The following is an 18,785-nucleotide window of genomic DNA, read 5'->3' as shown; positions in this document are numbered from 1 at the left end:
GCCCCGGCATCGGGGCCGCCCTTTTTGATCGGAGGGCAGTCGTGAAACGTCGGATAGCAATTGCGTCACTCGTCGTGGTCGCTTTGGGCGCTGCCGCAGGGCTTTGGCCGGATCAGAGCCTTTCAATCGAAGGGCCGGAAATCATACACCTCGCCGCCGCGCGCCAGACTTACAGGCCAGCGGGCGAATTCCGGCAAGGAACACGGATCGTCGATGCGCCAAAGAAACCACAGGACGCCACCGCCCTGCAAATTATGAAACATCACGTCAGCGAGGCAGATTATGCGCTTTGCGCGACTGACGATGCCTGCCCAACCGTGCCATCCGCAGGGCGGACAGATTATGCCCAGACCGGGATCAACCACAGCGATGCCACGGCCTATGCTGCGTGGCTCTCGGCACGCACCGGGCAGAACTGGCGTCTGCCTACCGATGCCGAATGGCTGCGTGCGGCAGCAGAACGGGGCAGTGAGGACGGGTTTTCTGACGCTGCCAACGGCGCTGATCCCTCACGTCGCTGGATCGCAAGCTATCAGCGCGAGGTGTCGTTGCGCGGCGAAGCAGACCTTGTGGCGCATCCTCTTGGGCATTTCGGTGTCAATACGGTCGGGCTGGCCGACGTGGCTGGCAACATCTGGGAATGGACAGGAACCTGCTTTCGGAATGGGACGCTGACGCCGGACGGTGCCGCGATCCTGACCCAATCAGACTATTGCGGGGTGAGGGCTGTTCAGGGCAAACACCGGGCCTTTGTGATCGACTTCATCCGTGATGCGCGGTCAGGGGGGTGCGCAGCCGGGGTGCCGCCCGACTATCTGGGCTTTCGGCTGGTGCGGGATGGCGCGGACTGACGGAACAGGCTGAACATGGCCCAAAGAAGAAAGGGCGGTCCCATCACCGGGGCCGCCCTTTTTGCCATGTGCGATTGATTGCCGGGCGACTTATTCGGCGACCTGCGCAAACAACGGCTCAAACCGGGTCTTGGCCTTGCCCTTCAGCACCACAGCCGTCGCCGTAGCCTGATTGACCGGGGCTCCGGCCTGAATCAGCGCAACCATGCCCATGCTGTAATGCGGGGTGCATTTCACGCCATAGAGCCCCTCCGCGGTCAGGGTCAGGACGTAATCCTCACCCATCTTGCTTTTGAATGCCTCAACCCCTTCGGGCAGCATGCCCTTGATGTCTTCGGCGTTATGGCCCTTGTCGGTGGAAATAAAGGTGATGGTGTCGCCGACAGCGGCCTTCACAAAGGCAGGCTCATAGACCATTGCGCCTTCGGCACCCTTGTTAAGCATCAGCACGTCAAAGTTTTCCGCTCGGGCAGCGGGGGCCAGCAGCAGAGCGGCAAGGCTGGCGGCGATCAGTTTCGGGAACATCGGGTGTCCTTTCTGAGAACGGAAGCGATTGGTCTTGCTCCGGTTCTAGGCTAACCTTCGCTGCGGCTCGTTGTGCTGTCACAACATCGGAGGCTTTGTTTTGAAGAAACTGGACGAAAGCCTGCTGACCAACCTGCCGCCATTTCGTCGACTGTCCCGTCCGCAAATCCGCGAGATTCTGGATGCAGCAACGCCTTTGCGCTTCGATCCGGGGATTGCAGTGTTCAGTGAAGGCATGGCGGTAGAACGGTTTTTTCTACTGATGGATGGCCATATCCGGGTGATCCGAACCACACCAGGGGGTGATCAGATCATCGCCCTGCACATTGCGCCCGGCCAGTTGTTCGGGATCGGCGCGGCGCTGGGCCGCACGACCTATCCCGCGACGGCCATGACGGCGGATGATTGCCTTACGCTGGCCTGGCCCAACCGAATGTGGGCACAGTTTACCAAACGATATGAAGGCTTTGCGACTGAAACCTACAAGGTTGTTGGCGAACGCGTGGGCGAGATGAACAACCGGATTGTCGAGCTGGCAACTCAGCAGGTGGAACAGCGGGTGGCCTGCGCGATCTTGCGGCTGATCACCCAAACCGGCCACAAGGTAGAGAGCGGGATCGAGATTGGCCTGCCAATCACCCGGCAAAACCTGTCCGATATGACCGGCACCACGCTTCACACCGTCAGCCGCCTGCTGTCAGGCTGGGAGCGCGACGGCATCGTCGCATCAGAGCGGCGCAAGATCACGGTCACCGCACCGCATCGTCTGGTCGAACTCAGCGGGGCTGTATCTTAGGCGCATCCTTGCGGCTGTAATCAGCGGTCGAGGTGGTCAGGATGGCCCCTGTTGCATCCACCACCAGCCTTAACCGCCGGGTCGGTGAGAAAAACGTCAGCCGGAACCTGCCCTCGTCTTCAGCCTCGCCCTTTTCGCACAGGCTGGTCACGGTGCCGCTGCGCAGATGGTCGCGCAGCGCCTCGGCATCGAGGCGCAACCCCTTTGCCACGATCGCAGGATCAATGTTGATGGTGCCGTGTTCAAACGTGATGCTGGCCAAGGGGTTACTCTGTGCTGGGCGCGGTTGAAGGTGGTGCCGTCGTGGGTTTGCGGCGGGCAGGGTTGGGCTGCGCAAGGATCGGTGCAAAGTGCCACAGGAACAGCGCAAAGCCAAACGTCCAGAACGCCGCCGCGATCCACACCCCGATAGTGGCAGGCACCAGCACCCGAACCAACGCCGCCAATGCCACAGCGCCAAAGGCCAGAGACACCGCCACCCCGGCCTTTGTCGCGCGCCCCGTGTGGCCCAGTGACGCCCGCATCATCACCGCAAGCGTCATCCCCCCGACACCGCCGATACCCAGAAGATGCAACCCGGTCGCGGCTGGCAGAATACCAACTGATGTCAGCCCTATGGCGAACAGTCCGACGGACACAAAGGCAAAGGCCAGATGCAGCATCCCCAACAGCGGCTCTGACCAGACCCGCCACCCACGCCACCGCACCAGACGACTGAGTTGCAGCGCCCCGGTCAGCATCAGGCAGCCACCGACTATCACGGTTTGGGGCCAGATCACCCAACTGATCAACACCACAGCCGACAGCCCCAGACTGCCCGCATCAAACCACCCGAACGGCTCTGGCAACGCCCCCGGCCCGCGCTTGGCCAACCAGTTGCGGGTGAAGCTGGGAATGATCCTCCCACCGATCAGCAAGATCAGCAGTGCGACCATGGCAAACCCCAGTCTGCGGCCCAAATCGGCCTGGCCCGCCGCCATCGCTTCAAGATGAAAGGTGATATTGGCGGCCAAATATAGCAGCACCGGCACGACGATTTTAAGATTGCTCCAGTTCCGCCCCGCCACGATCTGAGTCGTGACCATCGCACCGATCGCCACCATAAAGGCGCTGTCGACCACCATCACCCCGACCGGTCCCAGCGCAATCAGCCCGGCCACCGCCAGCCGTCCGGCAAGCCACAGTGCTGTCAGCCCCATCAAGGGCCAGCCGCGCGTTGGCATCCGCCCTGTCCAGTTCGGGATGGCTGTGAACAAGAACCCGGCGATCACGGCAGAGGTGTAGCCAAACAGCATCTCATGGATGTGCCAGTCGAGCGTGGAAAACGGGCCGTCAAGCACAACGTTGCCTGACCAGACCCCCATCCAAAGCGGCACCACCAATGCCGCGAAAGCACCCGCCAAAAGGAAAAGCGGCCGAAAGCCATAGCTGAAAAGGGCAAGGCCCGTATAGGGCGGCAGGATTGGATCAGACATCACTCAGGCCTTTGTATTTGCTTGATAGGCCCGACAGGGCCACCTGCACCGCACGGCCGCGCAAAGCACGGACCCTGTCACCCGCCAACAGCCGCACGCAATTCGGCGCGGAATGTCGCCTCATTCAGCCCGTATTCCGCACAGGCGTCGATCACCGTGTGAAACGGTGCAATCGGACAGCCAAAGCAGACCATCCGATGCGACAGAAAAACGCTCGCAGCTGCAGGCCAATGGGAAAACAGCAGGCCCAGCGGCAGATCGGGATCGTCCATCCTTGGGCCGCACATGGTGCCTCCGCTTCGGCTGGAGTGCCGTTCCCTTAACCTGCCCGCGCCAACAGCTTGCGTCGTTGTGCTGGAACAACGTCCACCAGTGCTTGTCTGCGTAAGACAAGCTGATCCGCAACAATCGCCAGGACCGACCCAATGTCAGAGATCCTTACGAAATCACGGGCGAGGAACATCTTTTACGGTGGATCGCTGTTTTTCATCATCGTGTTCATTGTCATGACCATCCATTCCCACCGCTATGTGGTGAACGTCTCGACCGCCGGAATGCCACTGTCGCCCGAGGTGATCCTTGGCAAACATGTCTGGGAGCGCCACAGCTGCATCAACTGCCACACCCTGCATGGCGAAGGTGCGTATTTCGCGCCCGAGTTGGGTAATGTGATGACCCGCTGGGGCGTGATGGACGACCGAGAAGATGCGTTTCAGACGTTGGATGGCTGGATGTCTGCTCAACCCAGCGGCATCGAGGGGCGGCGTCAGATGCCGCTGTTCAAGATCACCCCTGAAGAGATGCGCGCCTTGGCAGAGTTCCTGCGCTGGGCCGATCAAACAGACACCCAAGGCTGGCCGCCCACGGATGCGGGCTAGGAGAAAACCATGAAATATCAAACACAAAAAGTGGCTTACGCCTATTTCCTAGTCGCTATGGGCCTGTTCGGCATTCAGGTGCTGGGCGGATTGCTGGCGGGGTGGATCTATATCTCGCCCAACACGCTGTCAGAGCTGCTTCCCTTCAACATTATCCGCATGATTCACACCAATGCGCTGATCGTCTGGCTGCTGCTGGGGTTCTTTGGAGCGGCCTATTTTCTTGTGCCAGAGGAATCCGAGCGCGAAATCTGGTCGGTCAAGCTGGCCTATCTGCAACTGATCATCCTTGTCGTCGGCACCCTTGGGGCGGTCGGCAGCTACCTTGTCGGTATCCACGGCGGGCGTGAGTTTCTTGAACAACCGCTGTGGGTCAAGTTCGGCATCCTTGTCGCGGCAGTGATCTTCCTTTTGAACATCTCGATGACAGTGCTGGCGGGGCGCAAGACAGCAATCACCGGCGTTTTGCTGACCGGGTTGTGGCTGTTGTCGCTGCTGTGGATCTTTGCCTTTATCAACCCCGACAACCTTAGCCTCGACAAGATGTATTGGTGGTTCGTAGTCCATCTGTGGGTTGAGGGCACATGGGAATTGGTGATGGCCGCGATCCTCGCCTTTCTGATGCTGAAGCTGACCGGCGTTGACCGCGAGGTGGTGGAAAAGTGGCTTTATGTCATCGTGGCCACTGCACTGTTCTCGGGCATCCTTGGCACCGGTCACCACTTTTACTGGATCGGCCTGCCGGAATACTGGCAGTGGACGGGTTCAATCTTCTCGGCGTTTGAAGTGGTGCCGTTCTTTGCAATGATGTCATTTGCCTTCATCATGGTCTGGAAGGGGCGGCGCACCCATCCGAACAAAGCGGCGCTGCTTTGGGCGCTGGGTTCTGCCACGGTGGCCTTCTTTGGCGCAGGTGTCTGGGGCTTTTTGCATACCTTTCACGGCGTGAACTTCTATACCCACGGCACCCAGATCACGGCGGCTCACGGGCATCTTGCGTTCTTTGGTGCCTATGTCGCGATGAACCTTGCGATCATCACCTATGCAATGCCACTGCTGCGTGGGCGTGCGCCTTATAATCAGGTGATGAATATGGTGTCGTTCTGGCTGATGACGGGTGGCATGGCGTTCATGACCTTTGTGCTAACCTTTGCCGGCACGATCCAGACCCATATGCAGCGCATCGTCGGCGATTATTACATGGATGTGCAGGACCAGCTGGGCCTGTTCTATGTGATGCGCTTTGGTGCGGGCATTGCGGTGGTTATGGGGGCAATCCTGTTCATTTACAGCCAGCTTGTTGTCCGGCGTGAGGTGATTGCGCAAAACAGCACCGCAACAGGAGAGGCCGCATGAACGCGCTTTCCCCCAATCTGACAGTGCCGTTCTACCGCGCTGTTGCACATGAGGTGGCCTTGTTCGAGGCCGCCCATGCCAACGGTCTGCCCCTTCTTCTGAAGGGGCCTACGGGGTGCGGCAAGACACGGTTTGTGGAACATATGGCGGCCCGGTTGGGCCGCCCGCTCTACACCGTTGCCTGCCATGACGACCTGTCGGCGGCCGACCTGATCGGTCGCTATCTGTTGCGCGGTGGGGCGACAGAATGGGTCGATGGCCCGCTGACCCGCGCGGTACGGGAGGGGGCTATCTGCTATCTGGATGAGGTGATCGAGGCGCGCAAGGATGTGACGGTGGTGCTGCACCCGCTGACCGACAACCGCCGCACCCTGATGATCGACCGCACGGGCGAAGAACTGGTGGCCCCTGCGGGCTTCTTGCTGGTTGCCAGCTACAATCCCGGCTATCAGAACATCCTGAAACGGCTGAAGCCATCGACCCGGCAGCGGTTCCTGTCGATCACCTTTGGCTTTCCCGATCCCGCCACCGAAACCGCCGTCGTGGCGCGCGAAAGCGGGCTGGATGCGGGCCGGGTGGCCCCGTTGGTGCGGCTGGCCGGGCATATCCGCACGCTGTCGGGCATGGATCTGGAGGAAGGCGTATCCACCCGCCTGCTGATCTATGCCGCCAGCCTGATCGCCGGAGGAATGCCGATCGAACGCGCACTGCAAGCGGCAGTGGTGGAACCCCTGACAGATGAGCCTGATGTCGCCCAAGCCCTGCGTGACGTCATCGCATCGGTGTATGGCTAAGCCGATGGCCCTGCACCCGATGGACCTGATGGAGCCGGAAGAAACGGTTGGTAACCTGTGGCACGGGGTCGCTCAAAGACTTGCGCCTGTGGCAGGCTACGCCGAACATGCCGTGGCGCTGGACGCGGTTCGCCCCAGCGTCACGCTGCTGTTCCGCGCGCTTGGCGGCAAACCGGGGGTGGAAATTGCGGCAAGCCCCGCCACCGCCTCGCGCCACCGCAGGGGCATGGCTGCGCAACTGGCCGAAGCACAGGTGCTGGAACATGTCGCAAGCTTTGATGGTGACACCCTGCGCCTGCCACCTGTGATAGATGCCTTTCCAACCGCCGCCCTGAACCGCACCGCCTTTCTGTGGCTGGCGGCTTTGGCCGCAGGCGCAGAAACCTACGGGGCGCCATTGGATGCTTATGCGGGTGATCTGTGCCACCTTGCCGCGACGGCCAAGGCAACCATGTGCGCGCTGCACCTGTGCCCCGGCCTGCGCACGCCCTACGCCACCCTATGCGCGCATCTGCTGACTGTCATGCCAGACCACGCCACATCATCCGCCGAGCGCACGGTATTGGATCACGCCCGCGCCATGCTGACGGGCGATTTGCGGCCGGTCCACACACAGGGCCTTGCCCCACGCGGCTATACCCCGCTTGCCCCGCTGCCGGTCTGGTTGCGGCTGGACCGGTTGGCCCGCAGTCAGGCAGCCACCCCTGCCGAAGACGGCATCAGCGCGCCGCCCGGTCTTGCCACCGCCACCCGCAAACAGGGCAAGCGCGAAGATAACGAACAGGCCAACCGCACCGACAGCTTTATCATGCACCGGTTCGAGTCGATCTTCTCATGGGTTGAAAGCATGGGACTGAACCGAGTAACCGACGATGACGACCTTGAAAATGCTCAGAAAGCGGCCGAGGATCAGGACCATATCACCCTGACCAAGCACCACAAACGCGCCGCCACCCGCCTGCGTCTGCATCTGGATCTCGCGCCGCAGGATGCCGACCATGAGCGGCTGTCCGACACCTTCACCTACCCCGAATGGAACCACCGCGCCCGCAGCTACATGCCCGACCATGTCCGCGTGCTGGAGGCGGACGCGGTCCCCGGCGAAACCTTTGCTCCCGATCCGCGCCTGATTGCCCGCGTGCGTTACCAGTTTGGGGCGCTGCACCCCCGCCGCATCCTTCTGCCCCGGCAGGTGGACGGAAACGAGCTTGATCTTGATGCGCTGATCGCGGCTCAGGTCGCCATTCGTGCCACCGGGCAGGGAAGCGACCGCATTTTTCGCGCCCTGCGCACTGTAGAACGAGATCTGTCGGTGGCGATCCTGATGGATTGCTCACGATCCACCGAATCCGTGGTGGGCAGCCGCAGCATCATCGACACCACGCGCGAAGCACTTGCCGCTTTGGCGGGCGGCATTGATGCGGCGGGCGACAGGCTGGCGATCTGGGGGTTTTCTTCGCTGCGCCGAGACCGGGTGTTCCTGACCCGCTGCAAACGCTTTGACGAGCGCTTGACGCCCGACGTCACCGCCCGTATCGGCGGCCTGCGACCGGGCCATTACACCCGGCTTGGCGCGGCGATCCGCCATGCTTCGGCCCAGCTTGCCACAGAGCCTTCGGCCCGAAAGCTCTTGCTGGTCCTGACGGACGGCAAGCCCAATGATCTGGACCACTATGAGGGCACTCATGGCATCGAAGACAGCCACAAAGCCGTGCGTGAGGCCCGCCGCACAGGTCAGGCCGTGCATGGTGTGATCGTCGATGCCGACGGGCAGGATTGGTTCGCCCGCATCTTTGGGCGCGCAGGCTTTACCCTTTTGCCCGACCCCGCGCGGCTTGGCCGTGCCTTGCCTGATATTTACCGCTCACTGACCCAGGAGACCTGATATGCCCTTGCCCTATATTATTCTCGCCGTCCTGATGCCCGCCACAGCGTTGGCGGAGGCCTTTCAACGCCCGATCCCGCAGCCCCAGACCGCGCAGGCAGAGATCAGCTACTTTGCCGCCTCGGTCCTCTTGCTGGCGGCGCTGATCGCAGTGCAATGGTTGATCAGCCGCAGATGATATCGCGGGCCAGAATGGGGCGTCTGTTCCTCATCCTTTATCCATTCGGGGCGGGGGCGATGGCGGTTAATGTGTTCTTCGCGTCCCTGATCTGGTCCTGGATCGGTTGGCCGGTGCTGACGCCCGTGCAGTCGGTGCTGGCTGGCGCGGTGCTGGGTGTTCCGGCGACTTGGGCATTTGCTTGCCATATCCAGCGCTTGATGGAAAAGGCCGATCAATGAGCGCTGCGGGATGGCTGGAGTTAGGATTGGCATCTTTTGCTTTTGCAACGCCCCTGCTGCCATCGCAAAGGGTCTTTGATCCAGCTTGCTGCAAGTCAATCATCACCCCTTGGCATCGCGCATTGGGATTGCGGCGGTGATCTGGGCCGGGGCACTTTTCCTGCATGAATTGGTGATCGGTGTATCGCCCTATCGGTAAAAGCTGCTGTCGGTCTGATTGCCGTCTTGCAAAGTGTAGAATTGTTCAAGGCAAACGGAACAGCCCTTGGGCAGGATCTGCGTTGCACTGCTCAGTTGTGAAAAACCTGCCGCCCCTCTTCGCGCCATTCCGGCAGGCCCCCGTCCAGTCGTCGAGCGTTGAATCCCATCTTGCGCAGAGCAGCAACCGCTTGATGGGCATAGATGCAATAAGGACCGCGGCAATAGGCGACAATCTCGGAGCCGGGGATGAGCGTCAGCGCGATGCGGTCAAGATCGGCAAGTGTGACATTCCGCGCGCCGGGGATGTGGGCAAACGCAAACTCATCTGCGGGCCTGACATCAAAGATCGTTACAGACCCCTCGGCCAGCCGATCGGCAAGATCATCCCTGCTGACCGGTTCGGGCGCGTCTTGGCCATCTGACAACCCACGCAGGATACGTTCGACCTGCGCAAGGTTTCGTTCGGCCACAACCCGCAACAGGTCCATCAGTGCCAGCGTCTTGGCGTCACTCAGCCGATAGATCACAGACTTGCCATCGCGGCGGCTGTCGACCAACCCCGCGCGGCGCAAGTGCTGAAGATGCTGCGAGGCGTTGGCGATGCTTAGGCCGGTCTTTTCGGCCAGTGCCTCCACCCCGCGTTCGCCCTGCGCGATCTGCTCCAGCAGCATCAACCGCGCCGGCGCCGAGATCGCGCGCGCAACAAGCGCGTATTCCTCCAGCAATGCGGCCTTGGGGCTGATTGACATTATGCGGCTCCAGTTATTAGATCACTCAAGCGAATACTTTAATAAATAGAGTCTCGCCGCAACCTCAAGTCCAAATACTGCATATCCAAAGGCTGGACCGTTATGATGGACATCATCCTCGCTCAGGAGCCGACGCTGCGCCTTGCCGTGTTTCTTGGCGTGTTGGTGGGAATGGCGGGATGGGAACTGGCAGCCCCGCGCAGACGGCAAGAGATCCCGCGCGTTATCCGCTGGACCAACAATCTTGCACTGGTCGTGGTTGATACCATCATCCTGCGTCTGACCTTTCCGATCCTTGCCGTCGGTCTGGCACTGATGGCCGAAGCGCGCGGCTGGGGCCTGTTCAATGCGCTGGATGTGCCATTTTGGCTGGCTGCTGTGCTGTCGGTCCTGCTGCTGGATCTGGCGATCTACCTCCAGCATGTGCTATTCCACTCGGTACCCGGGTTGTGGCGGCTGCACCGGATGCATCATGCCGATCTTGAATTCGACGTGACAACCGGTCTTCGGTTCCACCCGGTCGAGATTGTCTTGTCGATGGTGATCAAGCTGGCAATCGTAGCCGCGCTCGGAGCGCCGGCAGTCGCGGTTCTGATTTTCGAAGTGCTGCTGAATGCGACAGCCCTGTTCAACCACGCCAATGTTCGCCTGCCCGCAGGGCTTGACCGGGTGCTGCGCTGGATTGTTGTCACACCCGACATGCACCGCGTGCACCATTCGGTGATCCCGGCCGAGACCAACAGCAATTTCGGCTTCAATCTGCCTTGGTGGGACCGACTTTTGGGCACCTACCGGGCGCAGCCAAAGGCCGGTCACGAGGGCATGACCATCGGGATCGAGCAGTTCCGCACGCAGCGCGATCTGTGGCTGGACCGTATGCTGATGCAGCCGCTGCGCGGTCCGGCCAGTGGCGGGGCATTGGACCCGCGGGAAGACGATGCGCGCTGACGCCTGCCCCGGCAGACAGCCCCCCCGGTCTGCGTAAGGGTTCAGGCCAAACCAACAAGGTGCAAGGCAAGCCCCAGCACTCCTGCCCCAGCCAAAACCGTTGCCATGCCAAGCTTGGCTCGAAACACCGCCAGCAGCGCAATCACTGACAGGGCTGCTGCGGCCCAGTCCACAGATGCCAGAACAGGCAGTTCCAAGGACAAAGCCCCTGCCTCTAGCCGAACCACCTCACGCCAGATGACATGAACCGCGAACCACAGCGCAAGGTTCAGGATCACGCCCACAACTGCCGCAGTCACTGCCGTCAGGGCGGCCGACAGTTCTTGGTTTGCCCGCAGCCGCTCCATAAACGGTGCGCCAAGGAAAATCCATGCAAAGCAGGGCGCAAAAGTGACCCACGTGGCAAGCAGACCGCCAAGACTGCCCGCAATCAGGGGCGCGGCCCAGCCCGCCTCACGCAATGCCCCCATGAAGCCCACGAACTGCAACACCATGATCAGGGGGCCGGGTGTTGTTTCAGCCATGCCCAGACCGTCGAGCATCTCGCCCGGCGCGAGCCAGCCATAGGTGCCGACCGCCTCTTGCGCGACCCATGCCAGCACCGCATAGGCCCCGCCAAAGGTGAGCACTGCCAGTTTTGAGAAGAACGTCGCGATATCGGCAAAGACGCTGCCCGGGGCAAACAGCAGCATTGCGGCCACTGGCACCAGCCAAAGAACCAGCGCTGCAGCCCCGGCTCGAAAGGCCCCTGATCGTTTTGTGCCTGTCAGATCACCATGTTCTTCGCCCAGCAGCGAGGCCGCGTCATCAAAGTGGGTTTTTCCGACCGCACCATGCCCGCCACCGCCTTTGAACCCCGCAATCCCGGCCTTGGCCCCAGCCCAGCCAATCAGCGCAGCAACGGCAACGATCAGCGGAAAGGGCGCGCCAAAGGCAAAGATCGCAAGGAACGAAGCGGCAGCAATGGCCTGCATTGCACGGTTCTTAAGCGCCCGCTTGCCCACCCGCACCACGGCCTGCAACACGATCGCCAGCACTGCCGCCTTTAGGCCGAAGAACAGCGCCGAGACCATGCCCACCTCGCCCCAGATCGCATAGACCCAACTGAGCACCATGATCGCCACGACACCCGGCAGGATAAACAGCAGCCCCGCAATCAGCGCGCCGCGCACCCCGTGCATCAGCCAGCCGATATAGGTGGCAAGCTGCTGCGCCTCTGGCCCCGGCAATAGCATGCAGAAGTTCAGCGCATGCAGGAAACGCCCGTCGCCGATCCAGCGCTTTTCCTCTACCAGAATGCGGTGCATGACCGCGATTTGTCCCGCCGGACCGCCAAAGGACAGGGCAGCGATCCGCGCCCATACCTTTGTGGCCTCTGCCAAGGTGGGGTAGTCTTTGCCCGTGCTCATTTTGATTTTCCGGTGTTGATCGGTTTCCCGGTGTTGGTCGGCCAGTTGTGCGTCTCGTCGGTCGCATCCCGCGCCCAGCGATAGAATGCATCATACAGCGCGATCCCGGCTTCCAGCTGCGCCAAATCATCGGAATACATCCGCGACAATCCCAACGACGCTGCCAACAGGCCCGCACATTCTGGAGCAAGGTCCAGCCGCGCCGTGTCAGCCCCGCGCACGATCAACGCGAGCTTGTCCAGCGCCGGAGTGGACAGGCCAAACTCGGACAAGAGAACATCAAAGGTGCACAGACCATTGCGGTGGCTCCAGAACACATTCTCGATGTCAAAGGGCATCGCGCCGAAACGCTCGGCCACTCCCTGAACTTCGGCGGGTGCCACGAACAGGAATACGGCTTGAGGGTCGATAAAGCGGCGGATCAGCCAAGGGCAAGCGATGCGGTCAATCTTGGGCCGCGACCGCGTGACCCAAACCGACCTCCCCTGCGTATCGCGTGCTGTGATCTTGGCAGGATCAATCAGCGGCAAATTTGCAGCCACCCATGCGGCCTGCCCGCCCAGCAGATACTCTGCCTGTACCCCCATATGCCGCAGCATTGCTGCCGTGCCCTGACTAAGCCGGTGGCCTTCGGCGCAGACAACGACAACCGGACCGTCCATCCGGGCGGCAAGCGTGGTGAGGCTCTGCGCAGACAGAGCCGCCTCGGGCAACGCGGTCGCACCGGGCAAAAAGCGCAGATCTGTGGCGCGAACAGCTTCGCGGCGCACATCAAGAACGATAGGGGATTTTGGTGTGCCCAGAAGACGGGCCAGTTGGTCGCAGGAAATTGCGTCAGGCGCAGGCATGTGCGTTCCTCCTCGGAATCGATTGGCAGGATTGGAACGCGATCTTCAGCTGGCGCCTCGTGGGGAGGTCGCGCATCCCCATGCTTTGGTTTTCCCGATTAAGAGATTGCTTGTCAAGACGCAGAGGAAGCCAGTGCTTGCTGCAACAAAGCCCAGAGCGCCGCAATATGGACAAAGCGGCCAAACGGCGGAGACTGTTGCGCAGCGCCACGGTCTTAAACGGCTGCCCCTTCAGTTGCCGAAAGCCCGTGCCAACAGTAAGGAAACAGGGTTTGCGGCATCTGGTGTGGCGCGGAGGGGATAGATCACTTCGCCGTCTTCTTCGCCGCGCGGCCAGTGGCCGTCACGGCGCAAGCGGACCTGATCCTGCTACCGGCATCACAGGGCGCCGCGATGCGATGAACCCGGTGGAGTTGCTTTTGTCAGCGTTGGCAGCCTGCATCCTCAAAGGCATAGAACGGGTAACGCCGATGCTGGCGTTCCAGATGGACGGCGCCGAGGCCGCGCTGGAGGCCATCCGTCAGGACGCGCCACCCAAGCTGACCCTGATCCGGTATCCGATCAGCGTGGACAGTGCCGAGATGGATCAGCGTCTGAACCTTTTGCATCGCAATATACTGAAAAATGGCACAATTTCCAACACGCTCTCAGCGGCCGTGCCGTTGGAAGGAACCCTGATCCGAAAGGTCTGACCCTGTGGCAAGAGAAAGCGCGTTGATTGCTACGGCATCGACGTGCCCAGGAACGATCCGCGCTCTATCCGACAGGACGCCGCTTTGACAGTTCCCGGTACAGCGCCTCGCGTGTTACGCCGAGGGCATCAGCCAGGGTCTGCCATTGGCCCTTGGGCGGCAGGGCTTTGCCCCCGGCAAGCCAGGCATCCAACCGTTCATCCACGGTGCGCATCGTGCGGATTGCCGCATTCATGCGCGCGCCTTGCAGCCCATGCGCCAACCGCGCGGCCCATGCACTGGCCAAGCCTGCACTGGCATCGAGTCGGGTGCGAAACGACGCCACTGAGACGAATCGAACCTGCGCCGGACCAACTGCGACGCCATCACAATGATAGACATCCGAATAGGCAGACGCCTCTGCCAGAACCGACCCGGTGCTTGCCCGAAACAGCAGGACGCGCAGGCCCGAGGGCGTATGGCGGATCAGATCGACCTCACCCTGAAGCACAAGGAACATCGAACGCACCGGCTCGCCAGTGTGAAACAGCGTTTTGTCCTTGCCCAAAGATCGGGTCCGACCGCCGTCAAAAAGGGGGAAAAGCTCTACCGACATGATAGGGATCATATACATCGTTGGGGCCATATGCCATGGATTTGAGCGGTCCGCACGACAGACCGGCACAGCGGCGGGGGCAGTTTAAATGGCAATGTTCACTTTACTGCGCGGCACAGGGCGCAAAACGATTGCCGCTCTTGGGCTGGTTTCGGTTTTGGCAGTGGGCGCATTGGTCTATCTTCGCGCGCCCGCGCTGGCGCAGATGGCGGGCCACATGCATGGCGGTATGCATGGGCATGGCATGGGCGGATCCGGTCATGACGAAGCCAACATGCCCGGTTTGCGGGGCGAAAATGCATCCCCCGAAGAAAGCGCCGAACTGGCTGTGATGTTCCGCAACTTCAACACCTTCACCCGTGAGGTGACCAATCTGCCCAACGGGATCCGCAGCGTCACCCGATCCTCGGACCCGGAGGTGATGGCGGCGCTGGTCAGCCATGTGGCTGGCATGATCAGCCGGGTTCAAAGCGGGGATGATCCAAAGATTTTCATCCAAAGCCCAACTCTGGATATCTTCTTTGAGCGCGGCGAAGGGATAACATCTGACATCACGGTCACAGACGAAGGCATTGTAGTGGTGCGAACCTCGACCGACCCGGAGGTTGTGGCAGCCTTGCAACTCCATGCCGCCGAGGTGTCCGATATGGCCGCTCGTGGAATGCAGGCGGTGCATGAGATGATGATGCAGGGCGGGAACTGACTGGCGTCAGGTTGCCGCCGACTGGTTCACACGTTTCATCAGCGCGTCCGCCGTTTCCTTGCGCTCGGAATAGCGGTCCACCAGATAATCGGCCCGGTCGCGGGTCAGAAGAGTGAACTTCATCAACTCCTCCACCACGTCTACGACCCGGTCAAAAAGCGGCGACGGGCGCATGCGTCCCGCGTCATCAAATTCCTGAAATGCCTTGGGGATCGAGGATTGGTTGGGGATTGTGATCAGCCGCATCCAGCGCCCCAGAATACGCATCTGGTTGACCGCGTTAAAGCTTTGCGATCCGCCTGACACCTGCATCACCGCCAGCGTTTTGCCTTGGGTCGGGCGCACCGCGCCTTCTGACAGAGGTATCCAGTCGATTTGCGTTTTCATCAGCCCAGTCATCGCGCCGTGACGTTCCGGGGATGACCAGACCATGCCCTCGCTCCACACCACCAGATCACGCAATTCCCGGACCTTCGGATGGGTGGCGTCCACGCCGTCATCGACCAAGGGCAACCCCGACGGGTTGAAGATGCGCACCTCGGCCCCCAGACGGGTCAGGATGCGCCCGGCTTCCTCGCCCGACAGGCGGCTGAAGCTGCGCGGACGCAGCGAGCCGTAAAGGATCAAGATACGCGCAGGATGGGTTTTGTGTGGCGGGGTCAGCAAGGCAGCCGCGTCAATGCCGGGAAGCAGAGAGTCGTCGATGTTGGGCGTATCTGTCATTGCGGAAAACTCCCCCGCGTCCGGTTGGCAAAGGCGACAAGCGACAGCATCACCGGCACTTCGACCAGCACCCCCACCACGGTCACCAGCGCCGCGCCCGAGTTTAAACCAAACAGACCGATGGCCACCGCCACCGCCAGCTCAAAGAAGTTCGACGTGCCAATGAGCGCGCAGGGCGCGGCGATCTTGTGGGGCAGACGCCAAAGATATGCCGCACCATAACCAAGCGCAAAAATGCTGTAAGACTGGATGATGATCGGCACCGCCAACAGCGCGATCAGGCCCGGTTGTGCCAGAATGACAGGCCCCTGAAACCCGAACAGCAGCACAACGGTCAGCAGCAGACCCAATACCGACGCGGGCTTGATCCGGGCGGTAAAGGCCGTCACGGAAGCCTCGCCACCCTGACGGATCAGGACAGACCGCGTCAAAGCCCCGGCCACCAGCGGGATCACCACATACAGCACGGTTGACAGGATCAGCGTCTCCCATGGCACGGCAATGTCGGTGACGCCCAGCAGAAAGGCGACGATGGGCGCAAATGCCACCACCATGATCAGGTCATTCAGGCTGACTTGAACCAGCGTGTAATTCGGATCCCCCTTTGTCATCTGCGACCAGACGAACACCATCGCCGTGCAAGGTGCCGCGCCCAAAAGGATCAGCCCGGCGATGTATTCAGAGGCTTTGTTGCCGTCGATCAGCCCGGCGAACAGGTGCTGGAAGAACAGCACCCCCAACGCCGCCATGGTGAAGGGTTTGATCAGCCAGTTGATGATCAGCGTGATGATCAGCCCCTTGGGCCGCTGCCCGACCGACTTTAGCGAGCCAAGATCGACGGCCACCATCATCGGATAGACCATCGCCCAGATCAGCACTGCAACGATCAGGTTGACCGAGGCGTATTCAAGGCTTGCCAATGTGGCGAAGACGCCGGGCAGCAGGTTGCCAAGAACAAGCCCGACCACGATGCCCAGCGCGACCCAAAGGGTCAGATAGCGTTCAAACAGGCTCATGGGGTTTCCTTTGCATCAGGCTGGCAGCAGGCTTTGCTGTCCGGTGAAGCAAGACCCGCAATAAGTGTGGACAACGGTTGCAGGGCCGCAGGGTCCAGCGCATAGCAAATGCGAGGCCCGTCAATCTCTCCGGTGATGACGCCCGCCGCTTTCAGGATGCGCAGGTGTTCGGACACTGTGGATTGTGCAAGCCCTACTGCCTCGACAATGGCGCCACCAATGCAGCCGGGTGTCGCCTGCAACAGGCGCACAATACGAATGCGCGCAGGATGAGCCAGAGCCTTGGCCAGATGTGCAACCGTCTCTTCGTTTGACATGAGGGAATCGCTTCACAAAAGATATGCTGTTCGCTTATCGTCGATTTACGATTTAACGGATCGTCGGGCAAGCCCCAATCTGACGGGGTGCAACGTATCGCGGCTTCACGGGAGGATGACATGTTCACGCGAAGGCGCGCTCTCCTGACCGGGGCTGCCCGGTGTGCTGCGCTGTGGGTGCAAGCCCAGGCCGCGCCCTTTCGTTTTGCCCTGACGCCGGTGTTTCTGGACAATGATGCCGCCGTGATTTCCGCACTGCGGACAGTGCTCGCCTCGGAAATGGGGCAAGACGTTGAGCTTGTCCAAAGGCGTACCTGTCAAGAGATTACCGGGGCACTTCTGGATGGATAGGTCGATGCAGCCTGGACTTGCGGCTATCCATTCCTGCAATATCGGGCCGAGTTGTCGTTGCTGGGCGTGCCGGTATGGCGGGGCGCGGCAGTTTATCAATCCTGTCTGATCGCGGCAGCGGATGATCCGGCAACCAGCCTTGCCAATCCGCGCGGCGGTGCGCATGCCTTTTCCGACCCTGACAGCAACTCGGGCTATCAGGTGACCGCCTCGGATCTGGCAGGTATGGCTGAGACGCCGGATCGGCTCTTTTCGCGGGCGATCTTCACCTATGGCCACCGAAATGTGGTCCGCACAGTTGCAGGGGGGGTGAACCGGTAGGGCAGTGTCGATGGCTATGTCTGGGAGGATATGAACAGCGTCCAGCCTGCGCTGACGGCCCAAACCCGCGTGATTCCACGGTCCGAAAGCCTTGGTTTTCCGCCGTTTGTGGTCGGCAGCGATCGCAGGGCCGAGACCGGAGTCACCGCCTGTGCATCAACACTTCAGGGCCTTGGTCAAACCGAACCGGGCCGCGCAATGTTGAAGCTTTTGTATCTCGACAGCGTCTCCGCTGGCAACGCGTCGCTGTTTGATGGCATCTTCGCGCGCATGGCGGTTCGGGGGGGTGGATGAAACCATTTTCCCGCTTTCGCAACCTGCCCGTCACCTTGCGCGTGCCTCTGATCACAGCGGCGCTTATGATCCTCTTGGGTCTTCTGGCCAGCCAAAGCGTGCTTTCTGCCCTTGGCCGGTTGCAGGATGCCCGGCTGTCTGGGCACTGGCCAAACCAAAGGTCTTTGCACCCTACATCGGGCTGTCACTGACAGGTGCTTTTGCCTCAGGTCTGAAGTTTCAGTGTTGGACCGTGGCATGACGGGCAACGACAGTTTCTAGGCGCAATCGACACCAAGAAACGCAGCCTTCGTGCGGCGGAACCTTGAAACGCTCGGTCAAGACCCGCTCTCAAACCTTGGGACGACAAGCAAGATCAGGTTTATGTTTGTGGTTTAGGGAATTGCGATCTGAGCGTTGTAACAACAGCGCGCCGTCGTCGGCAGACATGCATGCCGGGACGCGATTGTCTGAGCATTCGCAGCCAATCCTTCTGCCAACACCCGGCCTCGTTGAAAATCCACAGCTCTGCGAGCCCAGGCTCAGTCGACAATCGTGGCCTCTGTGGCGGCGCGCAGGTCGGCTTCGGTCACGCCATCAGCCAGTTCGACGAGTCTCAGGCCGCCGGGGACGACATCGAGCACGCCGAGGTTGGTGATGATGCGGTCCACGACCGCGCG

Annotated in this window: 25 protein-coding genes and 2 pseudogenes; 15 read left to right on the top strand and 12 right to left on the bottom strand. The window is 61.1% G+C overall.

The annotated features are described in order from the left end of the window. The first annotated feature begins 41 nt into the window (after nucleotides 1–41). Nucleotides 42–851, top strand: a complete 810-nt coding sequence (locus Q8K08_RS05385) for an SUMF1/EgtB/PvdO family nonheme iron enzyme (protein ID WP_305249410.1) — start codon at nucleotides 42–44, stop codon at nucleotides 849–851. Nucleotides 852–941: 90 nt separating this feature from the next. On the opposite strand, the gene Q8K08_RS05380 is transcribed toward Q8K08_RS05385, so the two are convergent. Further along, the gene (locus Q8K08_RS05380; RefSeq protein ID WP_304800198.1) at nucleotides 942–1,376 is read right to left on the bottom strand and encodes a pseudoazurin; all 435 of its coding nucleotides are present in this window, start codon (nucleotides 1,374–1,376) and stop codon (nucleotides 942–944) included. 100 nt (nucleotides 1,377–1,476) lie between these two features. Here Q8K08_RS05380 and Q8K08_RS05375 point away from each other — a divergent pair, with 100 nt between their 5' ends. After that, nucleotides 1,477–2,172: a Crp/Fnr family transcriptional regulator gene (locus Q8K08_RS05375; protein ID WP_305249409.1), complete on the top strand. Its 696-nt coding sequence runs from the start codon at nucleotides 1,477–1,479 to the stop codon at nucleotides 2,170–2,172. Here the strand turns inward: Q8K08_RS05375 and Q8K08_RS05370 are convergent. The 3 genes from Q8K08_RS05370 to Q8K08_RS05360 form a co-directional block, all read right to left on the bottom strand. Further along, nucleotides 2,153–2,434 carry a DUF6522 family protein gene (locus Q8K08_RS05370; RefSeq protein WP_305249408.1) on the bottom strand — a complete coding sequence of 94 codons (282 nt, stop codon included), beginning with the start codon at nucleotides 2,432–2,434 and terminating at the stop codon, nucleotides 2,153–2,155. The two genes, Q8K08_RS05375 and Q8K08_RS05370, sit on opposite strands and share 20 nt — an antisense overlap. A 4-nt stretch (nucleotides 2,435–2,438) precedes the next feature. Further along, nucleotides 2,439–3,647, bottom strand: coding sequence for an NnrS family protein (locus tag Q8K08_RS05365; RefSeq protein ID WP_305249407.1), 1,209 nt, complete (start codon nucleotides 3,645–3,647; stop codon nucleotides 2,439–2,441). A gap of 77 nt (nucleotides 3,648–3,724) precedes the next feature. Further along, nucleotides 3,725–3,934 (bottom strand): DUF1858 domain-containing protein, encoded by a 210-nt coding sequence (locus tag Q8K08_RS05360; protein ID WP_305249406.1) that lies wholly within the window; start codon nucleotides 3,932–3,934, stop codon nucleotides 3,725–3,727. 138 nt (nucleotides 3,935–4,072) lie between these two features. Here Q8K08_RS05360 and Q8K08_RS05355 point away from each other — a divergent pair, with 138 nt between their 5' ends. From Q8K08_RS05355 to Q8K08_RS05330, 6 genes are read left to right on the top strand one after another with little or no spacing between them, the layout of a single operon-like run. Then, entirely contained in the window at nucleotides 4,073–4,525 is a 453-nt protein-coding gene (locus Q8K08_RS05355; RefSeq protein ID WP_305249405.1) for a cytochrome c, read from the top strand. A 9-nt stretch (nucleotides 4,526–4,534) separates the two neighbouring features. Further along, nucleotides 4,535–5,881, top strand: a complete 1,347-nt coding sequence (locus Q8K08_RS05350) for a cbb3-type cytochrome c oxidase subunit I (protein ID WP_305249404.1) — start codon at nucleotides 4,535–4,537, stop codon at nucleotides 5,879–5,881. Continuing rightward, entirely contained in the window at nucleotides 5,878–6,675 is a 798-nt protein-coding gene (locus Q8K08_RS05345) for a CbbQ/NirQ/NorQ/GpvN family protein (protein WP_305249403.1), read from the top strand. The genes Q8K08_RS05350 and Q8K08_RS05345 overlap by 4 nt, the downstream gene beginning before the upstream one ends. Nucleotides 6,676–6,679: 4 nt before the next feature. Then, a complete protein-coding gene (locus tag Q8K08_RS05340; protein ID WP_305249516.1) occupies nucleotides 6,680–8,560 on the top strand; it encodes a nitric oxide reductase activation protein NorD in 1,881 nt (626 codons plus the stop codon). A gap of 1 nt (nucleotide 8,561) precedes the next feature. After that, nucleotides 8,562–8,738: a hypothetical protein gene (locus Q8K08_RS05335; RefSeq protein ID WP_304797785.1), complete on the top strand. Its 177-nt coding sequence runs from the start codon at nucleotides 8,562–8,564 to the stop codon at nucleotides 8,736–8,738. 14 nt (nucleotides 8,739–8,752) lie between these two features. Then, nucleotides 8,753–8,959, top strand: a complete 207-nt coding sequence (locus Q8K08_RS05330; protein WP_304797786.1) for an NnrT protein — start codon at nucleotides 8,753–8,755, stop codon at nucleotides 8,957–8,959. A 290-nt stretch (nucleotides 8,960–9,249) separates the two neighbouring features. Here the strand turns inward: Q8K08_RS05330 and Q8K08_RS05325 are convergent, their stop codons facing one another. Then, complete coding sequence (locus Q8K08_RS05325) at nucleotides 9,250–9,909, bottom strand: metalloregulator ArsR/SmtB family transcription factor (RefSeq protein WP_304797788.1); 660 nt, start codon at nucleotides 9,907–9,909, stop codon at nucleotides 9,250–9,252. A gap of 105 nt (nucleotides 9,910–10,014) precedes the next feature. Here Q8K08_RS05325 and Q8K08_RS05320 point away from each other — a divergent pair, with 105 nt between their 5' ends. After that, nucleotides 10,015–10,857, top strand: coding sequence for a sterol desaturase family protein (locus tag Q8K08_RS05320; RefSeq protein WP_370870522.1), 843 nt, complete (start codon nucleotides 10,015–10,017; stop codon nucleotides 10,855–10,857). Nucleotides 10,858–10,898: 41 nt separating this feature from the next. On the opposite strand, the gene chrA is transcribed toward Q8K08_RS05320, so the two are convergent. After that, nucleotides 10,899–12,266, bottom strand: a complete 1,368-nt coding sequence (gene chrA, locus Q8K08_RS05315; RefSeq protein ID WP_305249401.1) for a chromate efflux transporter — start codon at nucleotides 12,264–12,266, stop codon at nucleotides 10,899–10,901. After that, entirely contained in the window at nucleotides 12,263–13,114 is an 852-nt protein-coding gene (locus tag Q8K08_RS05310; protein WP_305249400.1) for a sulfurtransferase/chromate resistance protein, read from the bottom strand. Before Q8K08_RS05310 ends, chrA begins: the two co-directional genes overlap by 4 nt. A 398-nt stretch (nucleotides 13,115–13,512) precedes the next feature. Here Q8K08_RS05310 and Q8K08_RS05305 point away from each other — a divergent pair, with 398 nt between their 5' ends. Continuing rightward, the gene (locus Q8K08_RS05305; RefSeq protein WP_304801229.1) at nucleotides 13,513–13,806 is read left to right on the top strand and encodes an OsmC family protein; all 294 of its coding nucleotides are present in this window, start codon (nucleotides 13,513–13,515) and stop codon (nucleotides 13,804–13,806) included. Nucleotides 13,807–13,870: 64 nt separating this feature from the next. Here Q8K08_RS05305 and Q8K08_RS05300 read toward each other — a convergent pair whose 3' ends face one another. Next, a complete protein-coding gene (locus Q8K08_RS05300) occupies nucleotides 13,871–14,419 on the bottom strand; it encodes a Crp/Fnr family transcriptional regulator (RefSeq protein WP_304801227.1) in 549 nt (182 codons plus the stop codon). Nucleotides 14,420–14,489: 70 nt separating this feature from the next. On the opposite strand from Q8K08_RS05300, the gene Q8K08_RS05295 reads away from it, so the two are divergent. Next, on the top strand, nucleotides 14,490–15,104 hold the full coding sequence (locus tag Q8K08_RS05295) for a hypothetical protein (RefSeq protein ID WP_305249399.1): 615 nt from the start codon (nucleotides 14,490–14,492) through the stop codon (nucleotides 15,102–15,104). 6 nt (nucleotides 15,105–15,110) lie between these two features. On the opposite strand, the gene arsH is transcribed toward Q8K08_RS05295, so the two are convergent. From arsH to Q8K08_RS05280, 3 genes are read right to left on the bottom strand one after another with little or no spacing between them, the layout of a single operon-like run. Next, a complete protein-coding gene (gene arsH / locus Q8K08_RS05290) occupies nucleotides 15,111–15,827 on the bottom strand; it encodes an arsenical resistance protein ArsH (RefSeq protein WP_305249398.1) in 717 nt (238 codons plus the stop codon). After that, nucleotides 15,824–16,843, bottom strand: coding sequence for an ACR3 family arsenite efflux transporter (arsB, locus tag Q8K08_RS05285; protein WP_304801220.1), 1,020 nt, complete (start codon nucleotides 16,841–16,843; stop codon nucleotides 15,824–15,826). Before arsB ends, arsH begins: the two co-directional genes overlap by 4 nt. Beyond that, entirely contained in the window at nucleotides 16,840–17,160 is a 321-nt protein-coding gene (locus Q8K08_RS05280) for a helix-turn-helix transcriptional regulator (protein ID WP_304801218.1), read from the bottom strand. Before Q8K08_RS05280 ends, arsB begins: the two co-directional genes overlap by 4 nt. 120 nt (nucleotides 17,161–17,280) lie before the next feature. On the opposite strand from Q8K08_RS05280, the gene Q8K08_RS05275 reads away from it, so the two are divergent. From Q8K08_RS05275 to Q8K08_RS21940, 4 genes and pseudogenes are all read left to right on the top strand, one after another. Continuing rightward, nucleotides 17,281–17,511 carry a hypothetical protein gene (locus Q8K08_RS05275; RefSeq protein ID WP_305249397.1) on the top strand — a complete coding sequence of 77 codons (231 nt, stop codon included), beginning with the start codon at nucleotides 17,281–17,283 and terminating at the stop codon, nucleotides 17,509–17,511. Nucleotides 17,512–17,523: 12 nt separating this feature from the next. Continuing rightward, nucleotides 17,524–17,832, top strand: a pseudogene (locus Q8K08_RS05270) (PhnD/SsuA/transferrin family substrate-binding protein); the annotation flags it as partial. 30 nt (nucleotides 17,833–17,862) lie between these two features. After that, the gene (locus Q8K08_RS05265) at nucleotides 17,863–18,126 is read left to right on the top strand and encodes a hypothetical protein (protein WP_304801214.1); all 264 of its coding nucleotides are present in this window, start codon (nucleotides 17,863–17,865) and stop codon (nucleotides 18,124–18,126) included. After that, complete coding sequence (locus Q8K08_RS21940) at nucleotides 18,123–18,317, top strand: hypothetical protein (protein WP_370870517.1); 195 nt, start codon at nucleotides 18,123–18,125, stop codon at nucleotides 18,315–18,317. The genes Q8K08_RS05265 and Q8K08_RS21940 overlap by 4 nt, the downstream gene beginning before the upstream one ends. A 330-nt stretch (nucleotides 18,318–18,647) precedes the next feature. On the opposite strand, the pseudogene Q8K08_RS05255 reads toward Q8K08_RS21940, so the two are convergent. Further along, a pseudogene (locus Q8K08_RS05255) lies at nucleotides 18,648–18,785 on the bottom strand (succinyl-CoA--3-ketoacid-CoA transferase); the annotation flags it as partial.

The sequence above is a fragment of the Pseudotabrizicola sp. genome (genome assembly GCF_030684215.1).
Classification (GTDB): Bacteria; Pseudomonadota; Alphaproteobacteria; order Rhodobacterales; family Rhodobacteraceae; genus Pseudotabrizicola.
Note: the sequence above shows the minus strand (reverse complement) of the source record. Positions and strands in the feature narration are given on the sequence as shown.